Origin of the sequence: Streptomyces lydicus (genome assembly GCF_001729485.1) — a bacterium.
Lineage (GTDB): Bacteria > Actinomycetota > Actinomycetes > Streptomycetales > Streptomycetaceae > Streptomyces > Streptomyces lydicus_D.
Genome location: NZ_CP017157.1, coordinates 4,040,649 through 4,059,245 on the forward strand (window position 1 = coordinate 4,040,649; position 18,597 = coordinate 4,059,245).

The 18,597-nt window shown below is 68.5% G+C and carries 18 protein-coding genes and 2 pseudogenes; 6 read left to right on the forward strand and 14 right to left on the reverse strand.

Annotated elements, in window-relative coordinates:
- Positions 1-98: 98 nt before the first annotated feature.
- A complete protein-coding gene (locus SL103_RS38735) occupies positions 99-281 on the reverse strand; it encodes a hypothetical protein (protein ID WP_244303940.1) in 183 nt (60 codons plus the stop codon).
- A 237-nt stretch (positions 282-518) separates the two neighbouring features.
- Between SL103_RS38735 and SL103_RS17475 the strand changes: the two genes are divergently transcribed.
- Entirely contained in the window at positions 519-842 is a 324-nt protein-coding gene (locus tag SL103_RS17475) for a hypothetical protein (protein WP_164492827.1), read from the forward strand.
- Between the two features lie 241 nt (positions 843-1,083).
- On the opposite strand, the gene SL103_RS17480 is transcribed toward SL103_RS17475, so the two are convergent.
- Positions 1,084-1,992: an alpha/beta fold hydrolase gene (locus SL103_RS17480; RefSeq protein ID WP_069569942.1), complete on the reverse strand. Its 909-nt coding sequence runs from the start codon at positions 1,990-1,992 to the stop codon at positions 1,084-1,086.
- Between the two features lie 88 nt (positions 1,993-2,080).
- On the opposite strand from SL103_RS17480, the gene SL103_RS17485 reads away from it, so the two are divergent.
- Positions 2,081-2,632, forward strand: a complete 552-nt coding sequence (locus SL103_RS17485; RefSeq protein WP_069569943.1) for a helix-turn-helix domain-containing protein — start codon at positions 2,081-2,083, stop codon at positions 2,630-2,632.
- 594 nt (positions 2,633-3,226) lie between these two features.
- Here SL103_RS17485 and SL103_RS17490 read toward each other — a convergent pair.
- Both SL103_RS17490 and SL103_RS17495 read right to left on the reverse strand, forming a co-directional pair.
- Positions 3,227-3,562 carry a hypothetical protein gene (locus tag SL103_RS17490; protein WP_069569944.1) on the reverse strand — a complete coding sequence of 112 codons (336 nt, stop codon included), beginning with the start codon at positions 3,560-3,562 and terminating at the stop codon, positions 3,227-3,229.
- Positions 3,563-3,706: 144 nt separating this feature from the next.
- The gene (locus SL103_RS17495) at positions 3,707-5,008 is read right to left on the reverse strand and encodes a hypothetical protein (RefSeq protein WP_069569945.1); all 1,302 of its coding nucleotides are present in this window, start codon (positions 5,006-5,008) and stop codon (positions 3,707-3,709) included.
- A 208-nt stretch (positions 5,009-5,216) separates the two neighbouring features.
- Between SL103_RS17495 and SL103_RS39545 the strand changes: the two are divergent.
- Positions 5,217-5,366 (forward strand): annotated as a pseudogene (locus tag SL103_RS39545) (XRE family transcriptional regulator); the annotation flags it as partial.
- Between the two features lie 10 nt (positions 5,367-5,376).
- Here the strand turns inward: SL103_RS39545 and SL103_RS17500 are convergent.
- The 5 genes from SL103_RS17500 to SL103_RS17520 form a co-directional block, all read right to left on the reverse strand.
- On the reverse strand, positions 5,377-5,727 hold the full coding sequence (locus tag SL103_RS17500; protein ID WP_069569946.1) for a hypothetical protein: 351 nt from the start codon (positions 5,725-5,727) through the stop codon (positions 5,377-5,379).
- A gap of 424 nt (positions 5,728-6,151) precedes the next feature.
- Positions 6,152-7,171, reverse strand: a complete 1,020-nt coding sequence (locus SL103_RS17505; RefSeq protein ID WP_069569947.1) for a 3-oxoacyl-ACP synthase III family protein — start codon at positions 7,169-7,171, stop codon at positions 6,152-6,154.
- Entirely contained in the window at positions 7,168-7,821 is a 654-nt protein-coding gene (locus tag SL103_RS17510) for a hypothetical protein (RefSeq protein WP_069569948.1), read from the reverse strand. The genes SL103_RS17505 and SL103_RS17510 overlap by 4 nt, the downstream gene beginning before the upstream one ends.
- On the reverse strand, positions 7,793-9,583 hold the full coding sequence (locus tag SL103_RS17515) for a thiamine pyrophosphate-binding protein (protein ID WP_069569949.1): 1,791 nt from the start codon (positions 9,581-9,583) through the stop codon (positions 7,793-7,795). The genes SL103_RS17510 and SL103_RS17515 overlap by 29 nt, the downstream gene beginning before the upstream one ends.
- Complete coding sequence (locus tag SL103_RS17520) at positions 9,580-10,596, reverse strand: GlxA family transcriptional regulator (protein WP_279631160.1); 1,017 nt, start codon at positions 10,594-10,596, stop codon at positions 9,580-9,582. Before SL103_RS17520 ends, SL103_RS17515 begins: the two co-directional genes overlap by 4 nt.
- Positions 10,597-11,144: 548 nt before the next feature.
- Here SL103_RS17520 and SL103_RS17525 point away from each other — a divergent pair.
- Positions 11,145-11,522: a serine hydrolase domain-containing protein gene (locus SL103_RS17525; protein WP_347877849.1), complete on the forward strand. Its 378-nt coding sequence runs from the start codon at positions 11,145-11,147 to the stop codon at positions 11,520-11,522.
- A gap of 553 nt (positions 11,523-12,075) precedes the next feature.
- Here SL103_RS17525 and SL103_RS17530 read toward each other — a convergent pair.
- Together SL103_RS17530 and SL103_RS17535 are read right to left on the reverse strand one after the other, a co-directional pair.
- A complete protein-coding gene (locus SL103_RS17530; protein ID WP_069569951.1) occupies positions 12,076-12,285 on the reverse strand; it encodes a hypothetical protein in 210 nt (69 codons plus the stop codon).
- A 372-nt stretch (positions 12,286-12,657) separates the two neighbouring features.
- On the reverse strand, positions 12,658-12,921 hold the full coding sequence (locus SL103_RS17535; protein ID WP_164492828.1) for a hypothetical protein: 264 nt from the start codon (positions 12,919-12,921) through the stop codon (positions 12,658-12,660).
- A 267-nt stretch (positions 12,922-13,188) separates the two neighbouring features.
- Between SL103_RS17535 and SL103_RS17540 the strand changes: the two genes are divergently transcribed.
- Positions 13,189-13,629, forward strand: coding sequence for a VOC family protein (locus SL103_RS17540; protein WP_069569953.1), 441 nt, complete (start codon positions 13,189-13,191; stop codon positions 13,627-13,629).
- Between the two features lie 641 nt (positions 13,630-14,270).
- Here the strand turns inward: SL103_RS17540 and SL103_RS17545 are convergent.
- Complete coding sequence (locus SL103_RS17545; RefSeq protein WP_069569954.1) at positions 14,271-15,104, reverse strand: PIG-L family deacetylase; 834 nt, start codon at positions 15,102-15,104, stop codon at positions 14,271-14,273.
- Between the two features lie 827 nt (positions 15,105-15,931).
- Here SL103_RS17545 and SL103_RS38745 point away from each other — a divergent pair.
- Positions 15,932-16,190, forward strand: a pseudogene (locus SL103_RS38745) (MFS transporter); the annotation flags it as partial.
- Positions 16,191-16,315: 125 nt separating this feature from the next.
- Here the strand turns inward: SL103_RS38745 and SL103_RS17550 are convergent.
- The gene (locus SL103_RS17550; RefSeq protein WP_069569955.1) at positions 16,316-16,525 is read right to left on the reverse strand and encodes a DUF6243 family protein; all 210 of its coding nucleotides are present in this window, start codon (positions 16,523-16,525) and stop codon (positions 16,316-16,318) included.
- Positions 16,526-17,222: 697 nt separating this feature from the next.
- On the reverse strand, positions 17,223-17,975 hold the full coding sequence (locus SL103_RS17555) for a phosphotransferase family protein (RefSeq protein WP_069569956.1): 753 nt from the start codon (positions 17,973-17,975) through the stop codon (positions 17,223-17,225).
- Positions 17,976-18,597: the final 622 nt, after the last annotated feature.

The window sequence follows — 18,597 nt, forward strand, 5'->3', positions numbered from 1 at the left end:
TCAGCTACGCGATAAAAGGGCTGAGGGACCCGGACGTCGCGCCCGGTGCCCAGGGAATGCCACCGGCCGTGTGGGGGAGCCACAGGACGTGATCCGCCTCAGTCGCTGTCGGTCTCCTTGTGCGTCACAGAGCCGTTGGACACGTCGATGCCGAAGGTGGTGTCGTTCCAGTCCTTGGTGACGACACCGTCTTCCAGACAAGGAAACTGCGGAGTCTGCTTGGCGGCCGCCACCGTGCAGCCGTACGCCCAGCGCGATGGCGGCCCCTTCTTCACTGACACCACGCCGACGAAGGCCGCCAGGAAAAACAGGGAACCGCCATCGGTTTGCCGGAACCGTGAGACCCGGGGAGCCACGGCTATGCACAGACGCAGGAGAAGACAGACGACGCTCGCGATGCAGCACCCGATGCTGAGCCGACGGTCCGCGGGGAGCGGTTGGGGGTGTGCCGCCGGCAATGCCACCGACATCCTCGGTAGCCGGACGCTCGTTCCAATCGGTCGACATGCCCTTGTGCTTTGAGCGCTTTCCATGGAAAACGGGGTGGCAAGATGTGGTCAGGTCGGCACGACGACTACTTCGAACAGACCGCACGGTTGATTGCCGGGCAGTTGCAGCGATGCCGCTCGTTGGAGCGCACCAAGGCCGTTGAGTTCGGCAGAGAGCAAGTGGAACAGAGTCGCAAGATCGCCCATGACGTCCAAGCGCTGGAACTGGAACGTCTTGCGATCCTCGGACAGATCCCGCAGGCCGAGTACAAGGCGCGCATGGCCGCTCTGGAGGAGGACGCGGACGACGGAACCCGATATGGCAGCCCGTACCTGGGGTGGTCGGGGACGTGAGCCGGCCTGCGTGCAACGAGCCAGAGACCTGCGGTTGTTTGCGCGGTGAGCCCGGTGAGATGCCCGGTGTGCTCGCGTTGCGGGTCGGCAATCGACTGCGCCGTCAGACCATGTCGGATTCCGGGGCGCGCCCACGCTCGTGCACTGGGCCTCGTCCTTGACGCGGGGCCGGCGGCAGTGAGGTGCCGTGCGCAGCAATGCGGCCCGGCCGGTGATGCCTCTGGCTCAGCTCACCCGGCCGTCATCTCGCTGAACTCTGCCTCCGAAGGAGGTCGTTGACCGCCTGGAGCACGCCGTCCGGGCGTTCCTCATGGAGCCAGCCGTGTCCGGCGTCGTCGAGGATGCGGTGTTCGCCGCGCGGGGTTTCCGCGGCCAGCTCCGCGTGCAGGGCGAGCTTGCTCTCGTTGATCTCGCGCAGCAGTTCTTCGGGCCAGAGGTGAGCCTGCGTGGCATCGTGCCCCATGGCGGAGAGCACGATCAGCGGCACGTCGGGGGTGTCCGGTGCGCGCCGGAACTCGTCGGCGACCTTGTCGTAGAGGTTCTGGTTCTCCTGTGAGGCGACCCGCCAGGTGGCGAGGTGGCGTTCGATCAGCGGCTTGCGCACGGGCTCTGGCCAGGCCGCGAAGTGGGGTGCCATCTGGACGCGGGACTGCTGGATCTGCTCCTGCGTGAGCTCCACCAGCTCCTGGTCCCGCATGTCTTCCAGCATCCGGTTCAGCCGCTCTCGCGCCGCCAAGGGTGCGCGTACGACCAGGTCCTCGTGGAACGGGTCGAGCAGGAGCAGGCCGGCGACCTCGCCGGGGAAGCGCCTCGCGTAGTGGCGCGCGTAGGCGCCGCCCAGGGAGTGGCCGACCAGCAGGTACGGGCCGGGCACGGCGGCCGTGCGCAGAAGCGTTTGCAGTTCGTCGGTGACCTCGGCCGCGGTGCGGGGCAGCTCGGCCGGGTCGCTCCAGCCGTTGCCGGCGCGGTCGTAGAGCACGCTGCCGGTCAGCTCGGCGACACGGTGGTGGATGTTCAGGTAGTCCAGGCTCATCAGCCCGCTTCCCGCCAGGAACACCGCGGTAGGGCCGCCGTTGCCGGAGCGGTGCAGCATCAGCCGCCGCCCGTCGATGTCGTAGTGGCGTCCCAGCGGTAGCGATGGGTGCTGCATGGTCGACTCTCCCCGTTCACTCGACGTCACTGTTCAGAGCCATTGTTCTTAAGTTTGAGAACAGTATCAGCTGTGAGAATGTGAGCCCATGGATACGGTCGAACTGCTGCTGCACCCGGTACGGCTGCGCATTGTGCACGCCATGTCCGGCGGGCGGACGCTCACCACGTCGCAGCTGTGCGCGCTGCTGCCCGACGTGTCGAAGGCCACCGTGTACCGGCACGTCGGAATGCTGGCCGACGGCGGCCTCCTGGAGGTGGTGGGTGAGCAGCGGGTGCGTGGCGCCGTCGAGCGCCGGTACCTGCTGAAGGGGGAGCGGGCGGTGATCGACGCCGACACCGCGGCGTCGGTGTCGGTGGAGGACCACCGGCGCGTGTTCGCCGTGGCCATGGCCACCCTGCTCGCCGAGTTCAACGCCTACCTCGACCGGGACGACGCCGATCCGACAGCCGACCTGGTGGGCTACCGCCAGCACGCGCTCTGGCTCAGCCGGGACGAACTCGCCGAGCTGATCGGCGAGATGCGCGAAGCGCTCGTCTCACGGATGGGGAACACTCCCTCGGCTGAGCGCACCCGCCACCTGATCAGCCCGATCCTGTTCCCCGCCGAGGGGCCGCCCCCGACCGACGACAGTTCCTGAGTGCCATGTCGCCACGAAGTCGACCGAGCTGGTAGCGGGGTGTCAGCGTCCGGGCCGGGCGACCCGCTCTTCGCGAAGACCACCGCGTATTCGGTCGGTTGATCTCAAGCCTTGGTAGTGCCGTGGATCGGTGCCCTCTAACGGGGAACAAGGGGCAAGGAACGGAGAATGTGGCCGTGGGGGGCACACACGACGGGCACGGGCGTCCGGCGCGTCGTGGAAGGGGTGACCTGGACCGCCGTCGCCGGAGCGCTCTGCACCGTGATCGTCACCGTGACCCCGGGCGCTCGCGTCCGGCGCTTGCGGACCCGCAGGGCCAGGCGAGGGACCCGCGCCGCTTTGAGGCCATGTCCGATCTGCCGCCGCCCGGCCTGGTGGCGCACGGCGCGCCGGCCGCCTGGCCTGCAGCACGACGTCGGGATCGGGGGCTGCGGGGCTGCGGCGCACATCGAACTGGGCTCAGCGCCACGCTGACGCCGAGCACGCCAAGGAAATGGCGGCTCGGCACCCGAACACGGCGCGTTCGCCCTTCCGTCGGGCGCATGCTCCACCAGAGCGGGCCCGTCGGCGTCGTCGCGGCCGTACGCGAGGTGCTCAGCTCGTCGTGAGGTGCTGCCAGGGGCGGACGAAGTCGTGCAGGGCGCGCTGCGCGGCCGGGGCGATCATCTGGTCGTTGGCCGGGGCGCCCGCGGGGTGAAGGAAGTGCTCGAGGCTGGCCAGGATCCGTAGCCCAGGGCCAGTGGTGCGGGCCGCTGCCAAGGCCGTGAGCAGTGGCGGTGTGGTCCGGCACGGCACGTTGGTGTCCGCGGTGCCACAGGTGACCAGGGCGCGAGTGCCGTGGGCGACGTGCCGGGCGATGTCCGGCGGATAGATGGCGTCGTCGCTGCGGACGAACGTGGCGTTGTGTGGATCGAAGAATCCGTTCAGCAAGGAGGCGATGAACGGGGGAACAACCCTTGGAACGGCGGATCCATCTGGCGGCTCGGCCAGGTAGCGGTGTTGATCTGGACGCATGACAAGACTGTTCGGCGGGAGGCGCAGACCGAACAGGAGGGATCTGGGCGACGCTCGCTTTCACGAGCCGTGGCTGGTGGATGTGGTTGGCCCTTCGCGGACTTTCCGCCGGCATGCCGGGCAGGCGTGGTGGCCGCGGTGTCCGTAGCGGTTGATGGGTGTGCCGCAGCCGGCGCACGGGCCGATGTGCCAGGGCGGGCAGTTGAGGAGTTGGGCAGCCTGTTGCCGTTCGCCGGGTGCGAGGACGAGGCGCTGTTCTTGCCGGGGGATGCGGTACAGGTGTGTGGGGACGTCTGTCCAGGTGTGGGGTGCGGCGGCTGCGGGGGTGGCACGGTGTCTTCGGGTGTCGTCAAAGGTGTGAGTGCGCTCGCCGTATCGGCAGCGGGTGTCGAGCTCTTCGCCGGTGAAGGTGATTTCTCCGTCGTCAGGTTGGTCCATGCCGTCAGGTTCGGGTTCGGGCGGGCCGACGATCTCGCGCCAGCGGGATCGGTCCTGCTCTGGGACCCACATCCGGGCGGTGAGCCGGGGCTCGCGCGGGTCGGGGATCCGCATCGGAACCCAGCTCCCTGTCGCACTCGTGACGACGAGTTCGTCCAGCTGGGGTGTCGGTTTCGGCGGTAGACAAAGGGCGGGCAGGTCCCAGTGGGCGTGGAATCCTCCGCAGGTCCGCATCCCACCAGACCCGGAGCAGGGGCGCTGACTGTTTTCGTCGCAGCGCCACTCCTGCAGGTTCCGGGCGCCAGCTCGGACCAGCATGGATTTACGGCTGGCGATGACATGCCACGGCTGGTCGTCGACCAGCACCCATGGCGCCCGGTCGATGAGCGCTGATGCGCCGTCACTCGTGACCCACAACGGAGTGATGCCAAGTTCGACGGCTCGAGAGGAGCGGCGCCGGACGGTGGCTGCGGTGATCGGGGAGTATTGCGCTTCCCATCCCACCTTCCCCGCCGGCCCGGCGATCAGGACGTCGGTGCGGATTCGGCCGTCATCCGACCTGGCCTCCAGGTCGGCGGACAGCCCGTGCTCCTGGGCGGTTCGGGCAATGCGTTCCTTCATCGCCTTGTGCTTGTCGGACTCCTCGGCCGTCGCTTTCGTGCGTAGGGGGAGGTGCGCCGCGACCAGAGTGGTGACTCCGTCGACTGTGCGTCGGCGGATTGCCATCCACGGGGTGCGGCCCTCATCTTCGGCCTGGCATATCCCGTCTTCGTGGTGTTCCAAGCATTCGAGTAGCTGCCGGTCCCGGTCCCCGATGGGGCGGGTGATTTCCTCCAGCAGGCCGGGTCGCTTTGGGTGTCCGAGGTCTGCGTGGGTGAGGTGGACGACGATTTCGTAGCCGGTGTGCCAGACGCCGTTGGCCATGAGTTCGAGGTTACGAACGGCACGTACGTGCCGCTAGGGCGCACTTGCCCGCAGGAGAAGGGAGGTTGCCGTGCAGCACGCTCACCTTGCGTGGGTGACGCTGCTCGCCTGCCGCGCGTCCGAGGCTAGTGCTGGGCTTTCCTTCTGTCAGGGCTACAGCCCGGACCTGGTCTCGGGCCTTTTGCAGACGTCGGAGCATGCCGCGGCCGTGCTGCGGCTCGTCGTGGACTTCTACGGGTCTCCCGTCGACATCGAGGCTGGGGTGGCCGCCCGTACGGCTCGGGCGCAGTACGTTGGCCAGGAGGACAGGACCTTCCATGTCCTGCTGGGCGAACAAGCGCTGAACACCCATCTCGGCGGGCCCGAGGTCATGCGAGGCCAGCTTCGCCGACTGCTGGACGCGATGGATCTGCCGGGCCTTGTCTCTGGGGATTACCCCGGCCTGTGTCGTGCCCAGCCTCGTTGTCTTCCTCATCCGCGTCGCCGACGTCACTGGTGTGGAGCGGGTAGTCGCCGGTGGAGAGGACGATGGCCGCGTCACGCTCGGCCTTGACGTCATCCTCGTCCTCGGGGTCCCTGTCGAGCCAGATGGTGAGAGAGTCCACGTCGTTCACCGCCGCGCCGAGCGGCAGGATCGGGCTGTCCGTGAACAGAGCCCACCGGCAGCTTGTACAGAGCCGCTCGACGGCTTCGCCGAACGCGATGTCGAACTGGTTCACAGATGCCCACGACTGCGGAGAGCGCTGCAGAGCCTGAGCGGTCCCGCTACGTCGTGCCACCACACGTGTCAGAGGGTTGTCGCCTGCCTCACCCCTGGCGGGAGTCTGGTCCGTGACTGGTCCGGGGGCAGTCCTCGTGTAGGTCGACCATCGACTTGAGGCAGCCTGTTCCATACCTAGAGTGACTCCGGTGTCGGGCTGCCTGGAGTGTAACGGCGCCTCCAGGCAGCCGACTTGAGGCTCTAGAAGAACCCAAGCTTCTTCGGGCTGTAGGAACAAAGAATGTTCTTCGTCTGCTGGTGGTGCAGCGCTCATAGCGGTGCTGACCTGCTGAGACAGCAGTTGTTGCGTCCGTCGGGAGGGCGTTGGTCCGTGCCTGGTCCGGATCGTGCCAGCGGTCCTTGGATCTTCTTCCCGGCGCCGCTCAGGACCGTCCACCGTGCCAGCGGACGGCGACGGCACCTGCGAAGTCGCCCGCGTGGGCGAATCCTCCGAGCACCACCAGGTCGCCGTCCTCGACCTGCCGCGAGCTGATCGCGCGGTCCAGGGTGATCGGGATCGCCGCGCCGAAGAGGTTTCCGTACTCGTCGAAGGTGTGCAGGTGGCGTTCGGCCGGCAGTTGCAGCGCTTCCCGCCAGTTTCGCAGGAAAGTGCGATTGGGCTGGTTGGTGATGAGGGCGTCGATGTCGGTGGTCGCCACGCCGAGCCGCCGGCACAGGTCCGTGACCACCTCGGGAACGAGGCGGTTCCCGCGCGCCAGGACCTTGGCGACGCCGGCGTCGGTGAACCCGATCCGCAGCTGGGACTCTCCCGGTTCCCAGTACTTGCGGCCGTCGTCGAGGGCTACGGTCATGTCCCCGGCGTACTCGGCGATGTGCCGGGTCGCCACGTCGAGGACCGGCGCGTCGGACGACGTCGTCACGTACCCCACACCGCAGCCGTCGCCCGGGATCGCAGCCTGGGCGAGCCGGCGCACCTGGGACTGGGTGAACCACTGGCCCGCGGCGCTTTGGGCATTGCAGATCAAGGCGGTCTTCGCGTCGGTGGTGGTGAGGATCTGGCGGGCCAGCTTCAGCATGTACACGAAGGAGGCGCAGCCCGCGTTGGCCACGTCGACGAGCCACTCCGGGTTCAGACCCAGTCGGCGCGCCACTTCGGTGCCTGCGCCCACGAACGGCAGGTCCGGCAACTGGCTGTGCACCAACAGCACGTCGACGCCCCGGATCTCGTCCCTGCCGTGTCGATCGATCAGAGGCTGTACGGCGCGTTCGACCATGTCCGCGTTCGTCTCGTCGGCAGCCACGTGGTGCCGTAATGGCGGGACCCTGAACATCGGGTGGTCGCGCAGCTTGTCCTCGGCTCCGGGGTACTCGGTGTAGAACTCCGCGGGCACCGGCTCGCCGGGGAGGTAGCTCGCGACGTCGGTGAGGCTGACCGTCGTCACCGCGCCCCCGCCCTCGACGGCGCCGCGCTGACCGGCAGGCCGTTGCGGTGGCGGTGTTCCAGGATCGCCTTGAGGTTGTTCATCTCCACGGTGTGCCCCGCGTAGAAGAGGTCCCAGTAGTCGCCCACCCAGGGCCGGTCCGGGCGGGGCGCCCTCTCGGGATGAGGGTTGGCGTCGTAGTAGGGGTGCCGGCAGTTGGTCCAGGTGATCACCGAACCCGGCTTGTCCAGCACCAGCTGCGCCGGGACGACGCGCATCAGGTAGATCATCCACAGCTTCTCGCCCTGGTCCCAGGAGCAGTGGTAGTCCACGGTCATGGCGTCGGGGTGGGCGACCACCTCGCAGTAGATCCTGGTGTCGTCCTCCAGCCGGTCGTTGCCGACCCACAGCCCCGGTGTGCCGGAGGGCGCGAAGTCCCGCAGGCTGCAGGTCCATTCTTCCAGGTGGTGCCCCTGGCGCAGGTAGTCGTAGGCCGCCTCCGGGGGGCAGTCGACGTACTCGTGGAGGGTGCAGTACTGCCCGTAGACCTGATGGTGGGGGTAGACGGCTTGGGTGAGCTCCATGCAGTGGGCGGTCAGTTCCTCCTTGCCGGCGTTCTCGATCCGCAGCAGGCCGGGGATGTCAGCCAACCTGGACGATTCCTCGCTCATCCGAACTCTCCTTGCTCTCGGTGCGGTGGGTGCTCTCGGTGACGGCGGTCTCGCCGGTGCTGTCGGTGAAGGACTGGAAGGGAAGGAACGGTGGGATCTCCCGCGGGTCGCAGTCCACCGCGACGAACGCCGGGCCGCCGCCCGCATTGCCGCGCAGCAGCGCCGTGCGCAGCTGCGCCGCGTCGCCGGCGCCCGTGGCATCGAGGGACGGGAAGGCGGCGGCCACTCCCGCGGCGAGGTCGGTCCGGGCGAACAGGTCGTCGTCGCGGACGCCGCCCTGGAAGAACTCCTCGCGCAGCGCGCACATGGCGTGGGCATTGTTGTTGAAGATCACGAAGGTCACGGGGGCGGCGTACTCCACGGCGGTGTGCACTTCCATCCCGTGCATGAAGAACGCCCCGTCCCCGGCGAGCACGTAGGTGCGTCGGCCGGTGGCGAGCGCGGCGCCGATGCCGGCACCGAAGGTGTAGCCCATGCCGCCCATGCCGACCGCCACCACGAAGCGGCCGTGGCGCGGTGCCGGGAGCAGATGGACGGCGCTGGCCCCCGCGTTGCCGGCGTCCACGAAGACGTGTGCGTCCTGGGGGAGAGCCGCCTCCACCGCGGCGACCGCCTGACGGTAGGGGAGGGTTCGCCCACGCGCCTGGGAGAGCGGGCCCGGCATGGGAGTGGGGAGAGGACCGGCGTGCGGGGGACAGGGATGTGGGCGGGGTGGCAGGAGGGCGGTCACTGCGCGCAGCGCGTTCCGCAGGTTTCCGCCCAGCGCGGTGCCTGCCACGAACGGCGGTTCGGGGCCGAGGCAGACGACGTCGGTGGTGGCCAGAGCCCGGTCGAGTCCGCCGCGTGCCATGAGCGGCAGTCGGGTACCGACCAGCAGGCATACGTCGGCCCGCCGCAGACACTCCTCGACGTTGGTGTGGCCCATCACCCCCGCTACGCCTGCGAATCGGGGATCACGGTTGTCGAAGACGTCCTTGGCATCCGGGGTGACCGCCACCCACGCCCCGAGGCGCCGGGCCAGTTCGGCCAACTCCGTACGCGCGTCGGCGGCAGCGACGTCCTCACCGGCAATGACGAGAACGCGGCCGGCCTCGCGAAGGGCCTCCGACACGGTGGTAAGGACGGCCTTGTCGAGCCGTGCCACCGATGCCGACGGTGCCGGCGCGCCCGGGGGAGCGGTCGCGCCGCGGCCGGGCACCCGGATGCGCGCCTGCTGCACGTCCTTGGGCAGCAACAGCACAGCCGGCCCACGGGGATCGGACTGCGCCGCCGCCACTGCCCGGGGCAGCAACTCAACGAGCGACTCCGCGTCGTCCACCCGGGCGCAGAACCGGGAGACGGGGGCGAACACCTCCCGGGCGTCGAAGGCCCCTGCCTTGCCGCTGGAGTCCTGGAACGCCCCGCGGCCCTCCTGTTCGGTCGGCGGCTGACCCACCAGGGCCAGCACCGGCACCCGCGAGGCATGGGCCTCCGCCAGGCCCGGTACGAGATTCATCGCCCCGCCGCCCGAGGTGGTGGCAACGACGCCGAGGCGCCCGGTGGTGCGTGCGTATCCGTCGGCCATGGTGACGGCGGAGAACTCGTGCTTGGCGACGACGCCGCGGACGGCGTCGCTGCGGTGCACGGCGTCGTACAGGTCCTCGATGTTCGCGCCGCCGACGCCGAATACGTGGGAGACGCCGGCCCCGGCGAGTTCCGCGACCAGATGGTCGGCCAGGCGTGCCGTTTCCGCGTCTCGCGGGTGGGAGGTCGTGCCGGTCATAAAGAGTTCCTGTCCCTCTCGTGGTGCCGGTCGACGAGGCCGGCCGGCGAGATGACCTGAAAGCGGTGTCGGTATTCCTTGGGGGTGAGTCCCAGGGTTCGTGCGAAGGAGCGGAAGAAGGTCTCGGGGGCGGCGAATCCGCAACGGCCGGCTATCTGGCTGATCGCCAGTTCGGTCGTCTCCAGCAGTTCGCGAGCCCGGGCGATGCGGGTCCGCTCGACGTACTGTCCGGGTGTCGTGCCCACCTCGCGCCGGAAGACCCGGGCGAAGTTGCGCTCACTCATGTTGGCCTGCCGGGCGAGCTCGGCCACGGGGAGCGGGGTGTGCAGGTGGCCCAGAATCCATTCCTGCGCTGCCCTGATCGGCGGATGATCGGCCAACTGGGCGTCGAGGACGGCACTGTATTGGGACTGTCCTCCGTGTCGCTTGAGGAACAGCACCAGAAACCGTGCTGTCTCCAGGGCGAGCGCCGCACCGTGATCGGCCTCCACCAGAGCCAGCGCCATGTCGATGCCCGTCGACACGCCCGCGGAGGTCACGAAGCGGCCGTCCCAGACGAAGATCGGCTCGGCGTCCACCGTCACCTCCGGATAGCGGCACGCCATCGCTTCGCTGTACGCCCAGTGGGTAGTGGCGCGCCTGCCGTCGAGGAGGCCCGCCTCCGCCAGCAGAAAGGATCCGCCGCATACGGAGGCGACTCTGCGCGACCGTGCTGCCGCCCCGCGGATCCAGGAGACCAGTACCCGGTCCCGCAGTGCGTTCTGGAGACTCCAGCCGCCCGGTACGAGGAGTGTGTCGATCGGCCCCTGCTCCGAGTTCAGGGGTGCGGCAGCCACCACCACCCCTGAACTCGTGCGCACCAGCGGTGCGTCGGCGGAGACGAAGTCGACACGGTAGGGGGCGCCCGACGGGTCGAGGAGCCGGTTGGCGGTATCGAACACTTCGATCGGTCCGGTGATGTCCAGAGCCATCGCCCCGGCGTACACCACCACAACAACACGTCGTTCCAACACAGTCACAGCCTGTATGGAACGGTGTACTGGCTGCAATGACAGATTACTGACGTATCCGGCCAACAAGCGGGGGCGGACCAGGGGAGAGGGGTGCCGGCCAGGCAGTTCGTGTGTCGGAGCGGACGGAGCTGGGTGAGGCAGCTCACAGTGCCTCGGTGCAGTGGTACGGGGGAGCGACTCCGTGCCGTGCCACTGGCTCTCCAGCTCGAAGTGGTATGCCGCGTGGGTGAGTTCCTTCTCGCGGGCTTCACTTCTGGCGTCGGTGGCGACCGTGGTGTCCGGTCGCCACCACACAACGCAGCACCTCGGCTCGCTGGCGAGTGAACCGCTGATGCCGGCGCATGGCGGCTGCCCATCGGCTGACGCCGTCCTGCTGCTGCGCTCGGCCGTGGCTCGGTCGTCGCCGGTGAGCATGACCACGACGGCGAGATTCCCTCGACCCGGGGCGACTCCACGTTCGGGCTCGGCATGGATATGACCGTGCTGGGCACTCCGATCATGAACGCGGTCTTCGAGCAGGGACTCACCCCCAATCTGCCGAAACGCCGATGCCCGAGCCGGACGAGTGGATGCGCCGCCTGGGTACGCTTCCGCTGAGGCACCAGCCCGGCGAACGCTGGCAGTACCAGATCAGCAGCGACCTGGTCGGCGTGCTGGTCGCCAGGGTCACCGGCCAGTCCTTCGAGTCGTTCCTGCGCGAGCGCATCTTCGAGCCGCTGGGCATGAAGGACACCGGTTTCCATGTACCCGCCGACAAGATCGACCGGCTGCCGACCCTCTACGCCCCCGACCCGCAGACCGGGGAGTTCACCGTGTGGGACGAGGCCGAGGGGGGCCGGTGGAGCTCCCTCCGACGTTCCCCGGAGGCGGTGGCGGGCTGGTCTCCACCGCCGACGACTACCACGCCTACTTCCGGATGCTGCTGAACGTCCCGGATCCGGTGCATCTCATGCTCGACTTCTGGACCACGCTCTACCAGGCGATCGACGACTGAGAGCTCCCCTCGGGCGACCCCGGCCTGAGCAGCCCAGACACCCCGGGCGCCGACAAGAATCGCGTCCCCCCACCCGTGCTCATCGCACCGAGGGGTGGCGGGTGTGCAGACAACCGACCGCCCTCCCCATCGGATCGCAGGGGAAGTCGAGATCCGCGCGGGAGTCACGGCTCGCCCGCCCACCGTGAGCGTCGAGGCGGCCGGCGAGGAACGCCGGGGATCACCCGACGCGGAATCTCCGAGGCGGGATCTCGTGTACACCGAGAGTGGGGGGCGCCTCCCTGCACGCCATGGACAGAAGCCAGATCCTTGGCGCTCGCGATGCGACAATGCTCAACCGTCGCAGCGGGCGCTGGGCATCCCGGGATGGATGGCAGTTCTGTCGAGCCCGGAACGGCCCAGCGTCCGGGCGACCACCCTTTGATCGCCCGGCCTCCGGACCACTCGCCGTGACTGTCCGCCCAGCGCGGCGTGCAAGCCGTGCCTCAGCGGGGGATACGTCCCTTGCTGTGCATGGCGGTGCGGACGCGTTCCTCTGCCAGGTTGCGGCGGGGCGGGCGGCCGGCCGTGTGCGGTGTCGTGTTGCGACGCTTGGCCTCCTCAAGGACGGTGACGGCGTTCGTGCGCAGCCGGCTGGAGATCGCCTCGAAAATGGTGGGGGTCTCGGGCCGGAAGCCGGAGTAGCGGGCGTCCATGGCGAACGCGGCGGCGACAACGCCGCCGGCGTTGGCGACGAAGTCGGCCCGCTGTTGCCTGGCGGGGGATGAACCGGCCGACGAACACGGCAGCCAGGGCGGCGCGGACGGCCAGGGCCCAGAGGGGGCCGCGCCGGCCGGTGTACTGGCCGACGAACGAGCCGATCGGCACGCCGACGACGTTGGCCAGGGTCAGGCCGCCCCTCATGACGTCGATGGCCCGGGTGGCCCTCCCAGCCTCGTCGAGGCAGCGACAGGCTACCCAGCGTGCCGAACCGTCTCACCACCAGACCTTCAGTGGGCATCTGCAAGCCGGTACGACGAAGCACCCCGCCGCCTGCCGAAGCAGGGGCGAGATGTAGGGCCCAAGCCTCAGAATCCGACGACCTTGCCGGACTTCACCTGCTCCTGGGACTCCATGACCAGGACGTTGCTCGCCGGAACCGTGTAGATGGTGAACTCCCCCGGCTTTTTCCATTCGTCCGCCGGCCGCGGATCGATGTGGAGGAAGGAACCGTCGATGGCGACTCGCACGCTGTGGAGTCGGTCGAGCTTGATGTGCTGGGCGTTGGGGTCGGGGATCAGCTTGTCGTTCAGTTCGAGGGTGCGCACTCGGCGCCAGGGGAGGCTCGTCATGGCGGGATCATCGCTCACAGATCCGCTGCCCGCACGGCCCTCGCGTGAAGAAAGGTCCATCGGTTGTTGAGCAGGCAACGTTATGGTCAAGAATCGCGCGTCTCGCGCCTGTCCTCCTCCTGGCTCGCGGGACTGGGTAGCGGTGCTGAGGCGCGATCCAGATTTTCGGAGTTCGGCGGTCTGAGGGTGTCGAGAACGTGCCACCGGCTCCGTCCCAGGGACCTCAGCGGCCACCACCGGCCGCACGAGGGAGAAGGAGAAACCAGCATGGCGATTCAGCGCATGGACAACGTCGGCATCGTCGTCGAGGACATGGATGCCGCCATCGGGTTCTTCATGGAACTCGGTATGGAGCTGGAGGGCAGGGCGGAGGTCGAGGGCCGCTTCGCCGACCAGTGCACCGGACTCGACGGCGTCCGCTGTGACATCGCGATGGTCCGGACCCCGGACGGTCACAGCCGGATCGAGCTGTCGAAGTACCGCAGCCCCGCGGCGATCAGCGCCGGGCCGCGCAACCGGCCGCACAACATTCTGGGCACGCACCGCGTGATGTTCGCCGTCGACGACATCGAGGACACCGTTGCCCGCTTGCGCCCTCACGGCGCCGAACTCGTCGGCGAAATTGCCCGGTTCGAGGACAGCTATCTGCTCTGCTACCTCCGCGGCCCGGAGGGCATCATCGTCGGACTGGCCGAGCAACTGCGTTGAGAAGAAGGAACCGAACCATGCAGCCGAACGACCGGACGCAGCGGTGCGCCGCAGGCCCGGGCCTGCGGCGCACCTGGTGGCTGGTGAGCGGCACAGCTCACCGGCCGGTTCAGGGCGGGTCAGTGACCGTGGCGTCCCCAGCTCTGGGCGTCGACGATGCGGCGGTGGTCGTTGCGCAGTGTGGCGGTGGCGTCGGTGTTGTCCCAGACGTGGGCGCGGCGGTCCTGGTAGATGGACCGCCGAGTCCTACCAAGCAGCCGTCACCCCCGCATCGCTCCTGATGTGGGCTGACATGTGAAGACAACTCCTGGCGACCGTCCTCCCAGCGCATACGGCCGTTCTGGATCCGTCCGGACGAGACCGTTCGTGAGCTCACGGTAATGGACCGGCACCTGGCTGCCTTCAGCTCTTCGCGTCATACGTGGGGGACCGGCCCCAGTGGTGATGCGCAGCTCCCACGGTCGCAATCCCGCGGGTACGGGGAGCCGCTGCACCCCGCTACCCGCAAGCGCAGGACCCGGGGGACCAACCCCGCGGGCGCGGGCACGCTTCGATGCGGCCGGCTGGTGCCTGGACGCGGGCTCCCGGAGCGGAACTCGCGTGAACGAGCCTTCGGATCTGTGACCCGCTCGATCGCGCCGTTAGCGCAGTCCGGCGAAGAGATCGTTCTCGGGTACGGTCGCGCCGGTGACGTCCTTGACGCGTACGAAGGTCTCCATGCTCATCAACTCGCCGAACCTCTCCTTGCCCATCTTGAGAAAGAAGATGTTCTCGCCCTGACTGGCGTGCGCGGCCAGGGCATCGAACTTCTGACCGCTGAATGCGGTGGTGTCCACCCACGTGGTGATCTCATCATCGGGGAGGCCGATCGCGGCTAGCGCGGCGGCCTCGGCAGGATCCGGCTCCGGCATGTCCTCATGGAACTCGCGCATGGTCTCCCCGAACCGCTGCATCATCGAGCGGGGCATCGTCGTCCAGTACACCTTCGGTGTCAGCGCGGTCATCTCCAGCGCCGCCATCGTGATGCGGTGGGCCTGGATGTGGTCGGGGTGGCCGTAGAAGCCGTTTTCGTCGTAGGTGACGACCACATCGGGTCGGTAGTGCCGCATGAGTTCCGCAAGTCGGGCAGCGCCTTCCTCCACGGGGGTCTGCCAGAAGGATCCGGGGGCGTCGTTGCTCGGCCAGCCGATCATCCCGGAGTCGGCATAGTCCAGCATCTCCAGATCGCTGACTTTCAGGACGTCACAGGCCGCCTCGAGTTCTTGACGGCGCATCAAGGCGACGGCCGCCGGATCGTGCCCGGGATCGCCCGGCTTGACACCCCCCGGTCCGTCACCGCAACCGCCGTCGGTACACGTCACGAGAACCGTGCGGATGCCCTCCGCCGCGTACCGCGCGAGAACCCCTCCGGTTCCGGTGGCCTCGTCGTCGGGGTGGGCGTGTACTGCCATGAGCGTCAAGGGCCGGTCAGTCATGAAACATTCCTCCTGCAGAAATACGTCTTGGTCCGAGCGCGCGGCGGGCGTACCGCGATCTGGGGCCCGGACCCTGGTGGGGCGGACGACCTCTTGGTCTCCGTGCTCCCGCCCGTGCGGCGCCGGTTCCTCGGTCGATGCAACTGTGCCGACCGGCCCGGTTGTTCCCGGCGCGGCCGTGGCCTTCCAGGCGCCGGCGTTTCAACGCGCACGAGGTACAGGTGTGACCTGCCGCCCTGTGGCACTGCGTCTGGCGTGTGGTGGGTTGCTGGCCAGCGCGGTCGCCAGGTCGTTTGAGACTGACTGTGGCCAGCGTTCTCAAACGACCTGGCTTTCGTGGAAGTCTCGTTCGCGATGGAAGACTGGATGGAGCGCCGCCAAAATCGCCAACGGTATCCGCTGGAGATCGCCGTTCTCCAGGGTGTTGCGAGGTGAAAGGCCCCGAACCCGCCCTCGCCGCCTCGGATCTGCACGTGGCGATGTGCTGTGCCATGTGCACCTTTACCTGTGCGCGGTGCTGAGCTGCACCGTTGATGGGGAGTCAAACTTCCGCATTGCTCATCCCGCGTCAGGAGTGGGCTGGAAAGCCGCCAGCCCTCGGTGGGTGCACGTTCTCCGAAGCTGCTACCTGCTCCACATCGTCCCAGCCGGCTGGACTGCTCAGTCCAGCAGATCGATTTCCCAATTCGTACGCTGGATACGCACATCGACCTCGCAGATCTCCAGGGTGAATGCATCCGCCTCCCGCGCAGTTCGGCGACCGGAAGCGCGGAAAGCACCATCACCCCGGGGGTTCGTGGACCGGCTCCCCCAGTCTGCTGCTGGGCGGACTGGGCCAGGGTTGCCAGCTCCCGATGCTGCTGCGGATCGTGCTCTTCGGCGGACCGGGCGGGGGTGGGCAGCGGGGTGATGGTGACTGCGCAGCAGTCCTCGCCGGCCGTGGGGGTGGCAACGCTCGGCACGCTCTTCCTGGCGGTGTCGCCCGGGCTGGGTGCGGGAAACGCGCTGGTGGTGACGCTGCTGGTGCAGCTTGGGGTGGTGGCGGTGACGCGACTGCTGAATCCGCGGCTGCCCCGGGTGGTCGGCCGAGAGCTGAGCGGGACCGGCCGCGCCCGGTGCGGCAGCAGCGCCCCGATACGGCAGCAGGGCCCGGACAGCGCGTCGCGGTCCGGGCCCTGCCCCGTGCAGTGCCGCCCTGCGGCGGCGGTGCCTCAGCTCTGTGCAGCGTCGTCGCCCGTCGGCCCGGTGCCCTCAGCTGCGCCTGTCTTCTCGCGCATCTTGCGCACCAGCTCCGCCCTCTGGTCGGCGGCACCCTGGCGGTCGAGGTTGCGGTGCGGACCGTTGTTCTGCCGTTCGGTGCGGGACAGCTTCTTGCGCTGGCCGCCGCCCATGCCCACGGGGTTGTTGATGTTTTTGCTCATGGGTTCTCCCGGATTGATGTGAAGTGGTCTACGGATTCATCGGTGGGGGACGGGCACGGTGACGTAGAAGGACGTCCGCAGGGGCCCGTCACGCTCTCACTCGTGAATCGGCGTCTGGAAGAACATGACAAAGACATTACCCGGTTCCGTCGGCCCCGCACACCAGGTTTTCGCCGCCCCTGGCGGCGCTCCTCGCGTCCGCAGCCGGCGCCCGGATCGGATACGCCCAGGTATCCACCCAGGGGCCAGCTGCTCGATCGGCGGATCGCTGCCCTGGAGGCCGCCGGATGTGCGCGGATCTTCGCCGACAAGAAGTCCAGCAAGAACGCGGAGCGCGAGGAGCCGTGGGCCGCGCTGGACCACCTGCGCCCCGGGACACCCGTGCGCCGACCGGAGCCGGTTCCAGATCACCCCGCACATCGCCCGGCACGGCCCCGGGCACGGCTCCGGTCGGGGCGTGTACCGCTGGATCGCGGAAGGAGCGACTGCGTTGCTGCACTGGTTCCGCCGCCTGCGTACCCGCTGGGAGATCCGCGACGACATCCACCACGCGGTTCGTCACCATCGGCTGCGCCGTCCCATCTGCTGGCGACGACTGCGCACCGTACTTTGTCGAGAGCGAGGGCGGGCGATCAGCCCAGGGGATGGCCTGCTCGGTGCGTCAGAGCGCATCCGTAGCAGTCGGGCCCGCCCAGCCTCACATCCGGGATCTCAGTACGTCGACCTCACAGCCCGGTGCGAACGGGTCGAAGCCGTGCTCGATCAGCCAGCGAACTGCCAGCAGGCTTCGCAACGACCACCACGCGTGGATCACGTCGAGGTCGAGGTCGATGTCGGTGCCGTAGCCGGCGACGACGTCGTCGAGGTGCTCCTCGTGTCCGAGCGTGAAGGTGGCGAGGTCGTACAGGGCATCACCCTGGCCCGCCTCGGACCAGTCGATGATGCCCGTGACCTCGTCGCCGTCGAGGAAGACGTGCGCGATCTGCAGGTCGCCGTGCGTGAACGCCGGTGTCCATGGCCGGAGTGCGGCCTCGGCGACCTGGCGGTTGTGGGTGACCAGGTCAGCCGGTAGGAGGCCGTTCGTCACGAGCAACTCGCACTCGTCGTCGAGTTCCGCCGCCAGCGCGACGATGCTCCGGCCGGCCCGGCCGGGCCGGGGCGGCAGCGGCGCGTCGTGCAGCTTCCGGATGGCGGCGCCCGCCGCGGCCCACGCCGCCGACGACCCGGTCGACGGCCCGCCGAGGCGCCCAAGCGTCGTCCCCGGGAGTGCGGCGACCGCGAGCACGGGCGGCTTGCGCCACAGGACCTCCGGGGTCGGGACCGGCGCGAGGGACATTGCCTCGACCTCGACGTCGAGGCGCGCCTGATCGGCGTCCACCTTCAAGAACACGTCACCGACGCGCAGGGTCGCGCGCTCGGAATGGGCGACAACGACTGTGACCTCATCCATGGGCGACCAGTATCCCGGGGATGAACGCCGATGTCGCAAGGTTTGTCGCGTGCGATTGCGCGACTGACTGCGTCCCGATACCTGGCGGTCTCGTGCGCTACAGCGACCTCTGACCAGGTCAAGTCCGCCACTTTTGTGAGGAGTTCTTGGCTGACCGCATCGGTGACGATCGGTCAGTCATGATCGAGCCCGCCCGGTCCGAACAGGGCTGGGCCGTCCGCACGGCGGGGGAGGAGCGTTGGGGCCCCCACCGACTGCGACGACTCACCCTCATGTCCAGACCGAGGGGGAACGCTGGGCAGCTGTGGAAGGCCGTGAGTCGAGTGAACGAAACGCCGTGATGATGCGGCAACGGTCCAAGGCACCAAGGGCTTGGGGCGTGTCCGACGGGATAGGTGCGATGCCGATGTGGTTCAAGTTTCGTGGGATCAGGCGACGCCGATCCCAGACACTCCGGCGGGCCCTGCATGAGGTGGGGCAGGCCCTGCATCGGGTCTTCATCGCACACGGTGAAGACCCGGAGTTCCCGGCGGGTGAGCGCGCGGACGTCGGGAGCGGAATGAACCGTTTCTTGACCTTCCATCCCCTATTCGCCTGTTCGCTCGCCTGTCAGGGTTCTCGT